This is a genomic window from Flavobacterium sp. CF136 (assembly GCF_000282055.1).
Taxonomy (GTDB): Bacteria; Bacteroidota; Bacteroidia; order Flavobacteriales; family Flavobacteriaceae; genus Flavobacterium.
This window is the reverse complement of record NZ_AKJZ01000043.1, coordinates 15,056-30,642: the sequence shown is the minus strand read 5'-3', so window position 1 is coordinate 30,642 and position 15,587 is coordinate 15,056. Positions and strand designations below refer to the sequence as shown.

At 31.1% G+C, this 15,587-nt stretch carries 15 protein-coding genes; 9 read left to right on the top strand and 6 right to left on the bottom strand.

The window, feature by feature from the left end; translation table 11 throughout:
• Window positions 1–72: 72 nt before the first annotated feature.
• Window positions 73–753 (bottom strand): tail fiber protein, encoded by a 681-nt coding sequence (locus PMI10_RS13795; RefSeq protein WP_007808928.1) that lies wholly within the window; start codon window positions 751–753, stop codon window positions 73–75.
• Between the two features lie 43 nt (window positions 754–796).
• On the opposite strand from PMI10_RS13795, the gene PMI10_RS13790 reads away from it, so the two are divergent.
• The 5 genes from PMI10_RS13790 (at window position 797) to PMI10_RS21725 (ending at window position 6,934) form a co-directional block, all read left to right on the top strand.
• A complete protein-coding gene (locus PMI10_RS13790) occupies window positions 797–1,504 on the top strand; it encodes an FkbM family methyltransferase (protein ID WP_007808926.1) in 708 nt (235 codons plus the stop codon).
• A gap of 1,378 nt (window positions 1,505–2,882) precedes the next feature.
• Window positions 2,883–3,659 (top strand): glycosyltransferase family 2 protein, encoded by a 777-nt coding sequence (locus PMI10_RS21730; protein WP_007808920.1) that lies wholly within the window; start codon window positions 2,883–2,885, stop codon window positions 3,657–3,659.
• Window positions 3,659–4,726, top strand: a complete 1,068-nt coding sequence (locus PMI10_RS13775; RefSeq protein ID WP_007808918.1) for an acyltransferase family protein — start codon at window positions 3,659–3,661, stop codon at window positions 4,724–4,726. Before PMI10_RS21730 ends, PMI10_RS13775 begins: the two co-directional genes overlap by 1 nt.
• Window positions 4,727–4,728: 2 nt before the next feature.
• The gene (locus PMI10_RS13770; protein WP_007808917.1) at window positions 4,729–6,246 is read left to right on the top strand and encodes a B12-binding domain-containing radical SAM protein; all 1,518 of its coding nucleotides are present in this window, start codon (window positions 4,729–4,731) and stop codon (window positions 6,244–6,246) included.
• Window positions 6,247–6,259: 13 nt separating this feature from the next.
• Complete coding sequence (locus PMI10_RS21725) at window positions 6,260–6,934, top strand: methyltransferase (protein WP_007808914.1); 675 nt, start codon at window positions 6,260–6,262, stop codon at window positions 6,932–6,934.
• On the opposite strand, the gene PMI10_RS13760 is transcribed toward PMI10_RS21725, so the two are convergent.
• Window positions 6,917–7,942 carry a LacI family DNA-binding transcriptional regulator gene (locus PMI10_RS13760; RefSeq protein ID WP_007808913.1) on the bottom strand — a complete coding sequence of 342 codons (1,026 nt, stop codon included), beginning with the start codon at window positions 7,940–7,942 and terminating at the stop codon, window positions 6,917–6,919. The genes PMI10_RS21725 and PMI10_RS13760 overlap by 18 nt on opposite strands.
• Before the next feature lie 446 nt (window positions 7,943–8,388).
• On the opposite strand from PMI10_RS13760, the gene rplM reads away from it, so the two are divergent.
• From rplM to tsf, 4 genes are all read left to right on the top strand, one after another.
• Window positions 8,389–8,844 carry a 50S ribosomal protein L13 gene (gene rplM, locus PMI10_RS13755; protein ID WP_007808911.1) on the top strand — a complete coding sequence of 152 codons (456 nt, stop codon included), beginning with the start codon at window positions 8,389–8,391 and terminating at the stop codon, window positions 8,842–8,844.
• Window positions 8,844–9,230, top strand: a complete 387-nt coding sequence (rpsI, locus tag PMI10_RS13750; protein ID WP_007808909.1) for a 30S ribosomal protein S9 — start codon at window positions 8,844–8,846, stop codon at window positions 9,228–9,230. Before rplM ends, rpsI begins: the two co-directional genes overlap by 1 nt.
• A 175-nt stretch (window positions 9,231–9,405) precedes the next feature.
• Window positions 9,406–10,209: a 30S ribosomal protein S2 gene (rpsB, locus tag PMI10_RS13745; protein ID WP_007808907.1), complete on the top strand. Its 804-nt coding sequence runs from the start codon at window positions 9,406–9,408 to the stop codon at window positions 10,207–10,209.
• A 137-nt stretch (window positions 10,210–10,346) separates the two neighbouring features.
• Window positions 10,347–11,309 (top strand): translation elongation factor Ts, encoded by a 963-nt coding sequence (gene tsf, locus PMI10_RS13740; protein WP_007808904.1) that lies wholly within the window; start codon window positions 10,347–10,349, stop codon window positions 11,307–11,309.
• Window positions 11,310–11,367: 58 nt separating this feature from the next.
• Here the strand turns inward: tsf and PMI10_RS13735 are convergent, their stop codons facing one another.
• The 4 genes from PMI10_RS13735 to PMI10_RS13720 are packed head-to-tail and all read right to left on the bottom strand — an operon-like array spanning window position 11,368 to window position 15,530.
• The gene (locus tag PMI10_RS13735) at window positions 11,368–11,874 is read right to left on the bottom strand and encodes a GNAT family N-acetyltransferase (protein WP_007808902.1); all 507 of its coding nucleotides are present in this window, start codon (window positions 11,872–11,874) and stop codon (window positions 11,368–11,370) included.
• A 1-nt stretch (window position 11,875) separates the two neighbouring features.
• Window positions 11,876–13,159 carry an MFS transporter gene (locus tag PMI10_RS13730; protein WP_007808900.1) on the bottom strand — a complete coding sequence of 428 codons (1,284 nt, stop codon included), beginning with the start codon at window positions 13,157–13,159 and terminating at the stop codon, window positions 11,876–11,878.
• A gap of 54 nt (window positions 13,160–13,213) precedes the next feature.
• A complete protein-coding gene (locus PMI10_RS13725) occupies window positions 13,214–13,807 on the bottom strand; it encodes a helix-turn-helix transcriptional regulator (RefSeq protein WP_007808897.1) in 594 nt (197 codons plus the stop codon).
• Window positions 13,808–13,820: 13 nt separating this feature from the next.
• Window positions 13,821–15,530: a sensor histidine kinase gene (locus tag PMI10_RS13720; RefSeq protein ID WP_157489845.1), complete on the bottom strand. Its 1,710-nt coding sequence runs from the start codon at window positions 15,528–15,530 to the stop codon at window positions 13,821–13,823.
• Between the last annotated feature and the right edge of the window lie 57 nt (window positions 15,531–15,587).

The following is a 15,587-nucleotide window of genomic DNA, read 5'->3' as shown; positions in this document are numbered from 1 at the left end:
GTAAAGCATTGTCAATTTATAGGATAATATTGCTTAAAAAATCTTACAAGTTCAAAATCAACATCATTTTGTTTAGTTGTTAACCTTTGCTTCTAGTGCCTGCATCCTTTTTTCCTGAGCCTTTAATTGCTGGTTTAACTTAATAATATATAGGGTTAATTCTTCAATTTTTTCTTGTTGAATGCGTGTCATTTCTCCCACTTCAAAACCATTTTCTTTTACTTCTGTTGCAGAAGGCATATTTATTAAATGCCCTTTTTCCTGAATTTGCTTTTCTACCTCCTCAAGTGTTGGCAATTTATAATCATTTCTAAAAACATAATCTGGCCATGGTGCACTTTGCAACTGTACTTTTAATTCTTCGGCAATAATTTTTCCACCTACTGCAAGTTTATAATCAGCTGGATTTAAGTCAGTTCCTATAGCTATATTGCCGTTTGTCTGAATTTTCATAGCATTTATTGCACCAATTGAAAAATTGAATGGAAAATTATTTGGTAATAAAAAACTATTGCCAAAGGGACTATTATATAATTGTATTGCATAGGATCCTGTTTTCAATGTTATCATTGAAAATGTTGGCGAGTAGACCTCTAAACCTCTATCATCAACACCTTGATATCCTGCAATTTGTGTAGATGAGCCAATTGTTACAGCTTTTGGACTTGAATAGAGAATGTTTTGACTACCATAATTGTATTGTGCAAAAGCTGAATTTACAGCAAATAATCCCAATAATACTAATTTTTTCATAAGTTTGTTCTTTATCTTAATTTTAACAAAAATACACAAACTATTGAAATATAATTTAAAAACTCTTAAACTGGTTTTTAAAATCAGTTTTATATCTAAGTTTAAAAAAAGAAGATTTTATAAAAAATTAATAAACAAAAATGATATATGCTTTGATATTGGTGCGAATATTGGCTCTAAAAGTAAATTATTCTTATCTATAGGCGCAAAAGTCATTGCTTTTGAACCACAAAGTAGTTGTTTAAATGAATTATCAAAAATTAAAAACCGTACATTTAATTTTTACCCTTTTGCAGTAGGTGCCAAAAATGAGGAAAAGGAATTACATTTATCAAATATTAGTGAAGTTGCAACACTTTCTAATGAATTCATTGATTATTTTTGTTGTGACACAGTTTTTTGGGACAAAAAAGAAATTGTAACAGTAAAATCTCTTGATTATCTAATAGAGAAATACGGTTTGCCTAAGTACTGTAAAATTGATGTTGAAGGATATGAGTTGGAAATTTTATCATCTCTAACATATGAAATTCCAATTATTGAATTTGAATTTACTGGAGGTTTTGTAGAAGATACTATAAAAATCATTCAAAAATTAAGCAAAACTAGTACTCATTTTAATTATGTTTTAAATGAAAATTTGAAATTTAAATTAAAAAACTGGGTCTCTGCCGATGAAATGATCACAATAATTAAATCATTTTCGAGAGACCGCTTACATGGTAATATTTTTGTGAAAAATTTAATTTGAATAAGATTGTTTTGTAAAAAACTTTATGACAAAAAATCATATAATTTTAATATATGAGGCATTTTTTTTCGTATTACTTTAAAAAAATTAAATTTAGTATAGCTTCTTTATTTAATCAATTTTTAGATTTTATTTCAATTATAGCATTTGTCCCTATTTTTGTAGTTTTTTTGAATCTTAATAAGGCAAACGCTAATGTTTCGTAAAAAAAGCAATAAATTATTCTTAAGAAGTTTTTTAGCTTTTTCTAATGTCGGAAGAGGTCTTTTGACTAGTTTTTTCGGATTGCTTTTGAATTATATTTTAATTCATTTTAATTCAAAAGAAGTGCTGAATTCTTATGTTTATTTCATCAGCATTTTTGGGCTGTTTTTCAATTTTTCCAATTGGGGCGGAAAGTTTTTTAACACCAAAGAAATCAGTAAAAGTCCTCAAATGAGCAAAAGACTGATTTCAAATTTAATTTCAAGTAAAGTCATTTTATTATTCATCGCTTGTTTTGTCGTGGTTTTCATACCGATACAACTTGAATTAAAGTTTTTGTTAGTAGCACTCCTTTTCCTAAAATCACTCGTCCCTATATTTGACAGCTTGATTCTTCTTAGAAAAAAAAGTCAGACTGTTTTTGCTTGCGAAATACTACTGTCTGCTGGTTTTCTTTTTTTAGTGTTTGACAATAGCAATAAACTTGGCTCTGTGACTTTTTTAGTTTGCTTTATTGGGTTTGAGCTGGTAAAATTTTTATACTATTTAATCCTGTTTTGGGATGAAATTTCATTTTCCTTTTCTGCAAAAGAAGCTTATAAAATTTTAAAAAAATCATTCTCTTTTTTTTGTGTTTCGTTAGCTGGTTTCATCGCTTCTAAGTCTGATTTGTATATAATTGGCATACTTATAAACAAAGAAGTTATGAGCCATTATTTCATTATTTCGAGTCTATCAAGCATCTGTATGGTGGTTTATGCCACTTTAATTAATACATTCGAAACCAGTATTTTTAGGTTTAACCATAAAGTGTTTCAAAAATTAGAAACCTTTTTAAAATCTTTCGGACTTGTATTTTCGTTGCTGTCAGCAATTGGATTTTATATAGTAGCCAATTTATTTTATACCATTCCGATAGACTATAAATTTACCATATTGTTTTTTGCCAATATTTTTCTTTTTACTTTGCTAAACTTTGAAATGTACCGATTCACTAAGCTTGAGAAACAAAATATTGTTTTACTTTTCCTTATTATTTCGGGCATAATCAATTGTGTTTTTTCATTTTTGTTCATCAAACAACTGTTATTATTTGGAGCCTTTTTAGCAAATACCTTGGGAGTTTTAATTAACTATCTTTTAATGCGATTTTATATTTTCAAAAAAACCACTTATGAAATTTAGCATTATCACCATAACCTTTAACCGAGCCGATTTGATTGGAGAAACCATTCAAAGTGTGCTAAATCAAACCTATCAAAATTTTGAATATATCATTATTGATGACGGCTCAACTGATGAAACCAAAACTGTTGTTAAAAGTTTTAATGATAATCGAATCAAGTACTTTAAATATCAACATACCGGGAATATCAGCAAATTGCTTAATCTCGGATTAAAAAACGCAAGTGGAGAAATAATTGCTATTTTAGACTCGGATGATTTATGGGCAAAAAGCAAATTACAAACCGCTGTTTCCGTTTTTGAAAATAATAGTGATGTAAAATTGATTACCCATAACATCAGTTACTTTGAAGATATAAATGCCATTGGAAAACCTTACTATAAATTTGAACATGATTTTTATGAAAATGCGATTGAAAAAGTTTTAAAATTTAAAATCCTGCCCTTTGCTGTAATCGTTTTCAAAAAAGAAATTTTAAGAAACAATAGTCCTTTTAATGAAAATCTCTTTGATGCTCATCAGGATTTTTTGTTTTCCATTTCAGCAAAACACAAATTGTGGTATCGAGCAGAAGTGTTAACATTTATAAGAATTCATCATGGTAACACCCACAAGAAAAAGAAAATGGTTTTATACTTTTTCCTAAACTATTATAAAACTGTTTTGACATTGTTTTTTAATAAAAAAATTCGATTCAAGCTATTAATAGAAGGCTATTTTTTGAATACCAAAAATCTGATAATCTTTTTACTAAAGAAAAAATAATGAATACTTCAATAATGCTATCCAGAAATCCCGGCTTGGACGTTTTGCGTTCCATATGTTTGTTTTTGGTCGTTTTACAGCACACTTTTTTAGTTACCGATTTGTTTTTTCCGCAATTCCGAATGTTATGGTTTGTCAGCCATTCCGCTTTGGATTTGTTTTTTATCCTGAGTGGGTTTTTAATTGGCGGCATTATCGAAAAAAAATATAATGAGAAAAACAGCATTTCATTTAAAGATATCTTCAAATTTTACAAAAGACGCTGGTTTAAAACCTTGCCCATGTATTTCTTAATAATATCAATTTGTTTGATATTATCACATTTTGATATTTATTATGCTAAAGATTTTTCATGGAAATTTATAGTCTTTCTTCAGAATTTAACCATTGCCAGTTTTAACTTTTTACCACATACCTATTCACTTACCGTTGAAGAATGGTTTTACATCTTGTTTCCGATGGGTTTATTGGGTATTTTGAAATTAAAATTAAAAACCAATCCCTTTTACGTGCTCTTTTTCATATGGATTGTAATAGCAATAAGCTTCCGGATCATAAAATACCTAAATGGAATTGACAATTGGGACTCCGAAATAAGAAAAGCTATCCTAACCCGTATGGACGCTACCATTTATGGCGTTATATTATATTTTATCCATCTTAAAAATTCGGGTTTACTAAAGAAATTCCGGGTATTATTTTTAATCCTTGGGATAGTGCTCTATTCGATTTGCACCGTCATTTTAAAAAGTAATATTTCCTTGTTTTATAACGATGTTATCTATTATTCTATTATTCCATTTATTATCAGCTTCATACTTCCTTTTTTTATTTATCTTAGATTGCCTTTGTTTTTAGAAAAACTATTTACATTTCAAAGTTTAGCTTCCTATTCCATTTATTTAATCCATCTGCCAATTATATACATTACTTTCAAATATATAATCCCTCATTCTGCTAATGAATCTTTGGTTTTGATTTCAGCATTGCTTATTTTTACTTATTCATTGGGAAGTTTTTTTTACAAATGGATTGAGAAGCCAATAATGGATCTAAGAGATAACTAAATATGTCAACAAACAAAATCATCCTATTCAATCCGCGAAGTGCCAATGGCAAACACCGAATTCCCAATTCGATCCTCCAAGTTGGCGCATCTGTTCATGGCAAATATGAATACGTTTTTATAGACGGAAACTTGGAGCAAAATCCCTGGCAAACTATTGAAAATTATTTAAAAACAGGCGAATTCAAATATTTTGGATCCACCGTTATGCCCGGGCCCCAATTAAGGCAAGCCATTCCGTTCACCAAAAAAATCAAGGAAACCTATCCAAATGTGATTACTGTTTGGGGTGGTTACTTTGCTTCAAATCAATATAAGGTTGCACTAAATTCTGGTTGTGTAGATTATGTAATTAATGGCCCCGGCGACAATACTTTTCCGGAATTGGTTAACGCATTGGAAGCGAATGAAAATTTAAGCTTTATTAAAAACCTGATCTATAAAGACAATGCAAATCAAATCGTAAAAACAGCAGTCGAAGCTTTACTGGATCAGGATACTTTACCCAAATTCCCGTATGACTATTTAAATTCGTTTTATCCGGTTCAGGATTATTTGGCTAAGACCTTTATGGGAAATAAAACCTTGTCCTACCATTCGAGTATGGGCTGCCCTTTTTCCTGTTCATTTTGCGCCATTGTTCCTATTTTTAATGCCAAATGGAAAGGCATGTCGGCTTCCCGAATTTATGAAGATGTCAAATATTTCAAAGAAAAATACAACATTGATGCGATTGAATTTCACGACAATAATTTCTTTACTTCAAAGAAACGTGTACTGGAATTTTCAGAACTCATTATGAACGATGGTATCAGTTATTGGGGTGAAGGTCGTATTGACACCATCAATATGTATAGTGACGACGAATTAAAACTGATGCGAAAAGCCGGTTGTAAAATGATTTTCCTTGGCGCCGAAACAGGTAATGATGCAGTACTAAAACAAATGAACAAAGGCGGAACACAAACTGGACAAATGATTAAAGATTTTGTGCTCCGAATGAAAAATGCCGATATTATTCCTGAACTGTCTTTTGTTTTAGGTATGCCGGCCAAAACCGAAAAAGAAGTCTACGATCAAATTCTTTGGGATATTAATTTCATCAAGGAAATCAAAACCATCAACCCGAACTCGGAAATCATTATTTATCTTTTCAGTCCTGTGCCAACAGAAGGTTCGGAACTTTATAAACAGATTCTGGATGCCGGTTTTTCATTCCCTGAACAGCTTGAAGAATGGATCTCCCCCTCCTGGGAAAATTTTGATTTGCGAAAAAATCCACTGACTCCCTGGCTTAAGCCATACATGATTGACACAATTAAAAATTTCGAAACAGTTTTGAATGGCTATTATCCCACCGTTTCCGATTTTAGGATTCATGGGTATAAAAAACGATTGTTAAAAATCATTTCCGGTTTCCGATATAAATACAATTTTTATCATTATCCCTATGAAATCAAGGTTTTACATAAAATATGGAAATACCGTCAACCTGAAATCGAAGGATTTTATTCTGAATAATAGCTGTAAATTGATGAAAACATTAATAAAAAAAATAATCAGTCCTTTTCTGAAAAAAGCGAGTGCTGTTTACTTGTCGAAACCCAGAAAATATACTTATAAAAAAATTATCGTTTGGGTAGAACCCACGGTTTTTCCACCTTTTATAACTTTCAGTACAAAATTACTTTTGGAATTTCTCGAAACGCTTACATTAAAAGAAAAAAAAGTACTTGAATTGGGATGCGGGTGCGGGATTATTTCAATTTTAGCGGCAAAAAAAGAGGCTGTCGTTACCGCAACCGACATCAATACAACAGCATTGGAAGCCTTAGAAAAAAACGCTTTAAATAACAACGTTTCGATAGAAATAATCAAGTCAGATTTATTTGAAAACATTCAAGACAAAACATTTGATTTCATTATAATAAATCCACCTTATTATCCCAAAAACCCAAATACAATTGCTGAAAAAGCTTGGTTTTGCGGTGAAAATTTTGATTATTTTGAACAGCTATTTTTCCAACTGCCTGATTTTATAACTTCTGAAAACAGCATTTTCATGATTCTTTCCGAAGATTGTGAACTAGAAAAAATAAAAGCTATAGCATTAAAAAATGAAATAGCTTTTGAATTATTATTGGAGAAAAAAAATATCGCAGAGAAAAATTATATTTTCAGTTTACAAAAATTACAACTTCCTGGTTGATTCTCTTTCTTTTAGTTTTGTTTTAATAACAATAGTTTCATAGTCAGAGGTTTCGCCTTCTTTTTCTTCCAATCGTGCAATTAATCGTTTAGCAGCAACTTCTCCAATCTCAATTCCGTGTTGACTAACAGTAGTTAAACTTGGCGACAAACGTCTTGAAGCCAAAATTCCATCAGCAAAACCAATAATAGATATATCTTCCGGAACTTTGTATCCTTTTTTCAAACTTACGCGTAAAGCGGCAACTGAATCATTTTCATCCAAAGCAAAAATAGCATCAACTTTATTGTCAAAAATGGCGTCGATTTTACTTTTCATATCATCTTCGGAATCAGTACGAAGGATAATTTTTTCGTTTACCGGAATATTATTGTCTTTTAAAGCTTTAAGATAACCATCGGCTCTTAATTTTCCAACACTTAGATTATTTACTGAAGAAATCAATGCAATATTTTTACATCCCAAATTAATCAAATGCTGTGTAGAGTTTAAGGCCGAATCAAAATCATCTACCACAACTTTGTCACATTCTACCTCATCAGCAATTCGATCAAACATAACAATTGGTGTACCATCATTTATAATTGCCGAAAAATGACTGTAATCCTGCAACTTCTGAGCTTCTTGAGAAACAGACAAAATAAACCCGTCAATAGTTCCGTTACTTAACATCTCAAGTGTATGAATTTCTTTCTCTAAAGATTCATTCGAAATACATGTAATAACATTATATCCTTTTTTATCAGCTACTTTTTCGATACCACTAAAAACTTTTGCAAAAAACGAGTTTAATATATTAGGTATAATAACTCCAATTGTTTTCGTTTTACGATTCTTCAAATTCAAGCCAATAACGTTCGGCTTGTAATTTTTTAATTTAGCATACTCTTTAATTTTAATTTTAGTTTGCTCACTAATTTCAGGGCTATCATTAAGCGCTTTAGAAACTGTTGATACAGAAACATTGAGTTCTTTCGCGATTTGTTTTAAAGTTGCTTTAGCTTTCATTCTATCATAATTTATGGAATTAATACAAATATAGTAGAATTACTGAAATTACAATAAAAACGAGACAACACTACATTAAAATTTTATTATGTCGCTCTCTATTTAACTGGATTATAAAAAGAATAAAAATTAACACTGGATTATAAGACTGCTTTTTACAAAACCTCGTAAATCAACAGAATCAAAAGCTTATAACGAATTACTTAACAAACAACAAGTTGCAGAAACAGTCAATATATTATAGTGTAATTTATTTATTTTTATCAGCCTGCTTAAACCATCTTTGCTAAAGTAAGTAAAGATGCTTTTTTTACTGTTTCAGATAAAAAAATAACTCCTGATTTTCAGCAGTTAAAATAATCTTTTAAGGTATTTGGTTTTAAAATAATTAATTGTACTTTTGCATCCCCTTTATTGGGGATGGAATGTTTAATTAAAATAATATTATGGACGCATTAAGCTACAAGACAATTTCAGCTAGCAAAGCCACTGTAACGAAAGAGTGGATTGTTGTTGACGCTGAAGGTCATAACTTAGGACGTCTTGCTTCAAAGGTTGCAATGATCTTAAGAGGTAAGTACAAGCCAAGTTACACACCGCACGTTGACTGTGGAGATAACGTAATTGTTATCAACTCAGAAAAAATTAACCTTACAGGTACAAAAATGAATGACAAAATTTACATGCGTCATACAGGTTACCCAGGAGGACAAAGAACTTTAACTGCTAAAGTATTGCAATCTAAAAACCCTGCATTATTAGTAGAGAAAGCTGTAAAAGGAATGTTACCTAAAAACAAATTAGGAGCTGAACTTTTTAGAAATCTAAATGTTGTTGTAGGATCTGAGCACAAACAAGGAGCTCAAAAACCTAGAACTGTTAACCTAAACGATCTTAAGTAATGGGAGTTATTCACAAAATCGGTAGAAGAAAAACCGCTGTTGCACGTGTATATGTTTCTGAAGGAACAGGAAAAATCACTGTAAACAAAAAAGAATTCGCAACTTACTTTCCAACTGCAACTTTACAATACAAAGTTTTACAACCAATGTCTATGACAGAAAATGTAAACAACTTTGATGTAAAAGTAAACGTTTACGGAGGTGGTTCAACTGGTCAGGCAGAAGCTGTAAGAATGGCATTAGCACGCGTTATGTGTGAAGTAAATGCTGAAAACAGAGCTATCCTTAAACCAGAAGGTTTATTAACAAGAGATCCAAGAATGGTTGAACGTAAGAAATTCGGTCAGAAGAAAGCTCGTAAGAGATTCCAATTCTCTAAACGTTAATATTACCTGTCTTGTTCAAATGGGACAAGACATTATCAATTATTTATTGAAATTAAAAAAACAGTTATTGTTGCTCTCCTACCGAGGTAGGAAATAGTTTAGCATCTAAATGTATAAAGCCTGGGAAACCGCCATTTATACATTGCTAATCAACAGAACGTAAACTAGTACAAAAATGGCAAACAAAATAGAAGTAAAAGACTTACTAGAAGCAGGTGTTCACTTTGGACACATGACTAGAAAATGGGATCCAAACATGGCTCCTTACATTTATATGGAGCGTAATGGTATTCACATTATCAATCTATATAAAACTGCAGCAAAAATTGAAGAAGCTAACGAAGCTTTGAAAAAAATCGCTGCATCAGGTAGAAAAATTTTATTCGTAGCTACCAAAAAACAAGCAAAAGACATCGTTGCTGAAAAAGCAAAGGCTGCAAACATGCCTTACATCACTGAAAGATGGCCTGGTGGAATGCTAACTAACTTCGTAACTATCAGAAAGGCAGTTAAAAAAATGTCTTCTATTGATAAAATGAAGAAAGATGGTACTTTCATGACACTTTCTAAAAAAGAGCGTTTGCAAGTTGATCGTCTACGTGCTAAATTAGAGAAAAACTTAGGTTCAATCGCTGACATGTCAAGACTACCAGCTGCATTGTTCGTAGTAGATATCAAAGCTGAACATATCGCAATAAAAGAAGCTCAAAAATTAAACATTCCAGTTTTCGCAATGGTTGATACGAATTCTGACCCAAGAGAGGTTGATTACGTTATTCCTGCAAATGATGATGCTTCTAAATCAATTGACAAAATTTTATCTTTAGTTACTGCTGCTGTAATAGATGGTCTTTCTGACAGAGGTTCGGACAAAGAAGCTGAAGTTTTCACAGAAGAAACTGCTACTACTGAAGCTGCTGCTCCTGCTGTAGAAGATGCTCCAGCTGTTGAGGCTGCTGCTCCTGCAACTGAAGAATAAATCAAATTTTAAATTCCAAATTTTAAATTCTAAAATCCAAACACAAATTAAAAACGTTATGTTGATAATTTAATAAAATTGGAGTTTAGAATTTAAAAGATGGAATTTTTACTTTTAACATTAAAATTCAAAATATTATGGCAACAATTACTGCTGCAGACGTAAATAAATTAAGACAAACTACAGGTGCCGGAATGATGGACTGTAAAAAAGCTTTAGTTGAAGCTGATGGAGATTTCGATAAAGCTATACAAAACCTTAGAGAAAAAGGACAAAAAGTTGCTGCTAACCGTTCTGACCGTGAGTCTTCTGAAGGAGCTGCTGTTTCTTTTGTTAATGCTGACAAAACTAAAGGAGCTATCATAACTTTAAACTGCGAAACAGATTTCGTAGGTAAAAATGAAGCTTTCGTAACTTTAGCTAAAGAATTAGTAGAAAGAGCTATCAACTTCTCTTCTAAAGAAGAATTCTTAGCTTCAGATTTCAATGGAATTACTGTTGCTGAAAAATTAATCGAGCAAACTGGTGTTATCGGTGAAAAAATCGAAATCGGTGGTTTTGAAATCTTAGAAGGCGCTTTCGTTGGATCTTATGTTCACGTTAACAAAATTGCTGCATTAACTGCAATTTCTGCACCAATTGCTAATGGTGACGTTTTAACTAAAGACATCTCTATGCAAGTTGCTTCTATGGGAGCTGATACATTATCTTACAAAGATTTTGATCCAGCTTTCGTTGCTTCTGAACTTGCTGCTCGTATTGCTGTAATCGAAAAAGAAAATGAAGAAGCAAAACGTTTAGGAAAAACTTTAAAAAATGTTCCTAAATATATTTCTTTCTCTCAATTGACTGAAGAAGTTTTAAAACAAGCTGAAGAAGATGCTAAAGCAGAATTAAAAGCTGAAGGTAAACCAGAGCAAATTTGGGATAAAATTATTCCGGGAAAAGTTCAACGTTTCATCTCTGACAATACTACTTTAGATCAGGAGAAAGCTTTATTAGATCAAAACTTCATCAAAGATGATAGTAAAAAAGTTAGTGATTATGTTAAAGGATTCAATGTTGAAATTACAGGTTTCAAAAGAGTTACTTTAGGTTAATATATTATTTCAATATTAAAGCCCGAATATTAATTTATTCGGGCTTTTTTATTTTTCATTATCTTGATTTTATCAAATCAGAGATATTCAGCTCATAATAATAGTAATTTGCTAAGAAATATTTCCTTTCAAAATACAAGGATTGATATAGGTTTTGTGCCGATAGATTATCAACGCCAGCATTCAGGCTCAGGAATTCTACATTTGTAAAGCAGGCATACTCTATGGTTTTTTCCATTAATCGATAAGCGATTTTTTGTCGCCGGAATTCGTTTTTAACATAGAGATAAGAGACATGCCAGTTGTATTTCACAAAAGAATACGGATTTATTTTGGCTACCAAAATCACAAAAGCTATATAGTCATTTACTTCGTTTTGGCATGCAAAAATTTTGACCTTGTTCCTGTCTAATTTATTTTTTATAAACCCAATAGCCTGATTAATGCTTAACAAGTCATCTATTAATTGTGATTTACGTATAAGTCCTTCGATTGAATTAAATTGACCAGGTTTAATTTCAACAATACTAAAACTGCTATTGACTGATTGATTCAAGTAATACATTTTAAGAAGCTTTGAAGATAGAGTTAACAATATCTTCTTTTGTTTTTATAAGGTTATTTTTTACCTCCTTGTATAAATAAAACGACAACAAAACACCCACCATTGCCAATCCAAAATTGAATAGCCAATTGGCTTTAAAACCATATAAATCTACAATTGTCAAACCAGTTTTTGCACTAAAAACATGAGCAAAACCATAACTCATTTGAAACATTGACATGAACAAGCCTTCTTGATTTTTGAAACTTCTGCCAGAAACAAAATTGCTTGCAAACGAAAAGGTTAACATACTACCCAAACCCATAAAAAAAGTCGAAACAATCAAAACTATTGGCATATTTATTAGTGCAAGTAATAAATAACTAAATCCTATACAAGCCAATCCTACTAATATAATCAGTGTTTTTTTATACTTCCTATTCTCAACAAAACTTACAACCGGTAACTCAAATAACAACAATAGCACACCATAAAAACTCAAAAGCAAACCACTTTGAAACTCGCTCAATCCAAATTGCTCTTTATGATAAATGGGCAAGACTGTGAAAACTTGAAAAAATAAAACGGCTGTAATCATAGTTATTACCCAGTGAATCAAGAACGATTTATCCTTTAGCGGAGCCAATTTATCAACCTCTAAATGTTGGAATTTAAGTTTATACAAAACTTGTTTTTCTGTCACCAAATAGGCAAAAATTAATATAGAAATAACACAACTCAAACCGTCAACTATAAACAATACATTGTAGTTCCAAATAGAAATCAACAAACCTCCAAGCAGCGGGCCAAACACAAAACCAACATTTGTCGCAGATCGCACCAGGGCAAGTGCCTTTATCCTGTTTTTTTTTGTTACATAATTGTTGATTGTTATCATCATTGCAGGTCGAAACATATCAGCAATTGAGGTTAGCAAAAATATTGAGAAACACAAAACCTCAAAGCTGCTAACAAACTGTAATCCTATAAAAATGAGTCCGCTGGTAAACAAACTAAAAACCATTACTTTGTAGGCACTGTATTTATCTGCCAGTTTGCCACTTACAAAAGTCCCTACAAGTGAACCTACCCCGAAACAGACCATTACCCAGCCCACTTGTGCATACGAAAACCCCAGAGATTCTTTCATGTATTTCGACAAAAACGGCACTACCATTGTTCCGGCTCTGTTTATAAAACTAATTATAGTAATTACCCAAATTTCTCTGGGAAAATTTTTATAGTTTTCTAAGTATCTTTTTATCATTGTATCGTTATAATAATTTAAAATTATAATTGCACTCAAAAAACTTTTTTAAAGCATTCATATCTCTTTTTTTTACCAAAAAACAAACTGATTCTACAAAACACTTTGCATAAATAAATTAATCAGCTCCACATTGTTGTCTATTTCTAACTTATCGAATGCTCTTTTTCGCAAAGTAGAAATTGTATTTTCTTTAAGATCGAGTTTATTTACCATTTCTTTATTGCCATAGCCGTTTATAATTAATTTCACGATTTCCAGCTCTCGACTCGACAGCAAATCTACTTTATCAAAAAAAAGTTGATGATAATTATTGATATAAGAAGTATCTTCGAACAACACCTTTTGTACACAATTAATTATAGCCGCTTGTGAGCTTTGCTTAGAAAGTATTGCATCGACATGATCCTTGATTTCTAAATAATCAAAATAAGTGATAGAGGATGACATTACAATTATTTTGGCATCATTAGAAATTGATTTAATTTTTAAAATTGATTTTTTTAGTGCTCCGTCGGTATAAAAAAAATCTAAAAGAAGCAAATGACAACTCTTTTTTTCTAACGTAGAAAATATCTCGCTAATTCTACCAGCCTGATCAAAATGTAAATCAGAAAAATGATTTTCCATAATCGAAATCATACCTTTTCTAACAATCCAATGGTCATCAGCAATAAGACAATTCATAAATAAATCTTGGTTATTTTGTTTTCAAAGTGTTTAAAAAAACAGTCAAATCAATCGAAAAAACCACTTTTAGACCTGATGAACCTGAGTTACTAACCACTATGGTTCCATTGAACTTTTCGATTATTCTTTTGCATAAATACAATCCAAGCCCCATACTCAAGGTATCTGGTCTCAGGGCTTTCTTACCCTGATAGTTTAAATCGAAGATATGATTCAAATCTTCTTCTTCAACACCACTCCCGTCGTCTAAAATCTCAAAAAATATAGTTTGATTGTTTTTTTTAACGCTAATGTCAATTTTAGTATTAGCAAATTTTAATGCATTTCCTATTACATTACAAAGCAATTCGTATAGCCGTACCCTGTCGTAGTTAACCATAAAGGATTCATCTATATTCGTGTGTAATATTAAATCAATATTTATGGAATGAGCTATTACTTGAAGTGATTTAATGATTTCTTTGATTTCAAAGCCAATATCAAATTCAGTAATGTCAAGTATCAATTCTTCATAATTTCCTAATTTCACAACCTCCAAAGCCTGGTTTGCAATTAGAGTCAAGGCATTGGAGGTGTATTTTATAGAGTTAAATATCTCTTTGACTTCTGGATCTTGTATTTTCTCTGAAACCAAACAACTCGACATTCTAATTACATTTACAGGCGTTTTGATTTCATGAGTCAAAAGTGATATTATTTTATTTTTTAGCATCAAATCTTCTTGAATTTGATCATTGGCCTCTTTTAGTTTTTTCTCCAAACGAAATATTTCGTAGATGTACCTAAACAGAAGCAACAAAAGAAGTAACATCAAAAAAGCAACAAAACAAATAAAGACATTCCTTGTTTTGGTATCCTTGATTTGCTGATCCAAAAGCTTTTGGTTTGTCCTGATTGTAAATTTACTTACTACGCTTTCAAACTGACTTAACAAATCAGTTAATAGTGTTGCAATTTTTTGGTTTTTTGCTATAAGTTTTCCTTCAGCAATGTTAATATCCTCAAGGCTCCCCTTCATTTTACTAAACTGGCTATTGTAATGTTTTTGGGATGCTAATAGCACATTTTCAAACTGTTCAGATATGGTACCGGTAATTACTTGTTTACCAAATCGAAGTTTTAAGATAGAGTTAGTGGCTTCTTTTTGCAAGTCGGCCCTGTCTTTAAGGTCACTTTCAATTCTGGAAAACAAGTTTTTCTTTTTTACAGTATCAGCTTGTTTGTCAGTTTCGAGCTCAATGCTTTGCAAAACATCTCTATAGTCAAAAGACGCTGGACTGGATTGAATCTTTGATGATTGCTGCAATTCCCTGGAATTTTCATCAAAACTCAACAAAAGTGAGTCAGTTTTTGTTTTTAAAGCTATTCGTTTTTTAATTAGCAATTCGTTTTTTAGAATTTCACTATAAATAATGGTGTTTTTATATCTATTTTGAACCTGACTTAAATCAGAAGCAATGGTAGCAATAATGGAGTTGTAGTTTTTCAAATCCTTTGCCTCCTGGCTACTTATGTATTGACTAAAAACAATTTGACTAGTTTTTATTTTGTCTTTTAACAGTGTAAGATCTGTTAAAACTGTGTGGTTTTGATTGTCGGCACCAATGTATATTTTTAGTTTATTACTGTTGTTCAATTGAACATAAATTAAATAAATCAAAACAATTTTTAGCCAGAAGAGTAAAGCAATAATTAAAATAGATTTAGATTTTAAATTCATTCTGGTATATGTTTTTCTTTTTATGTATTGTATCTCAATAGTTTTTTTATCCTTTTT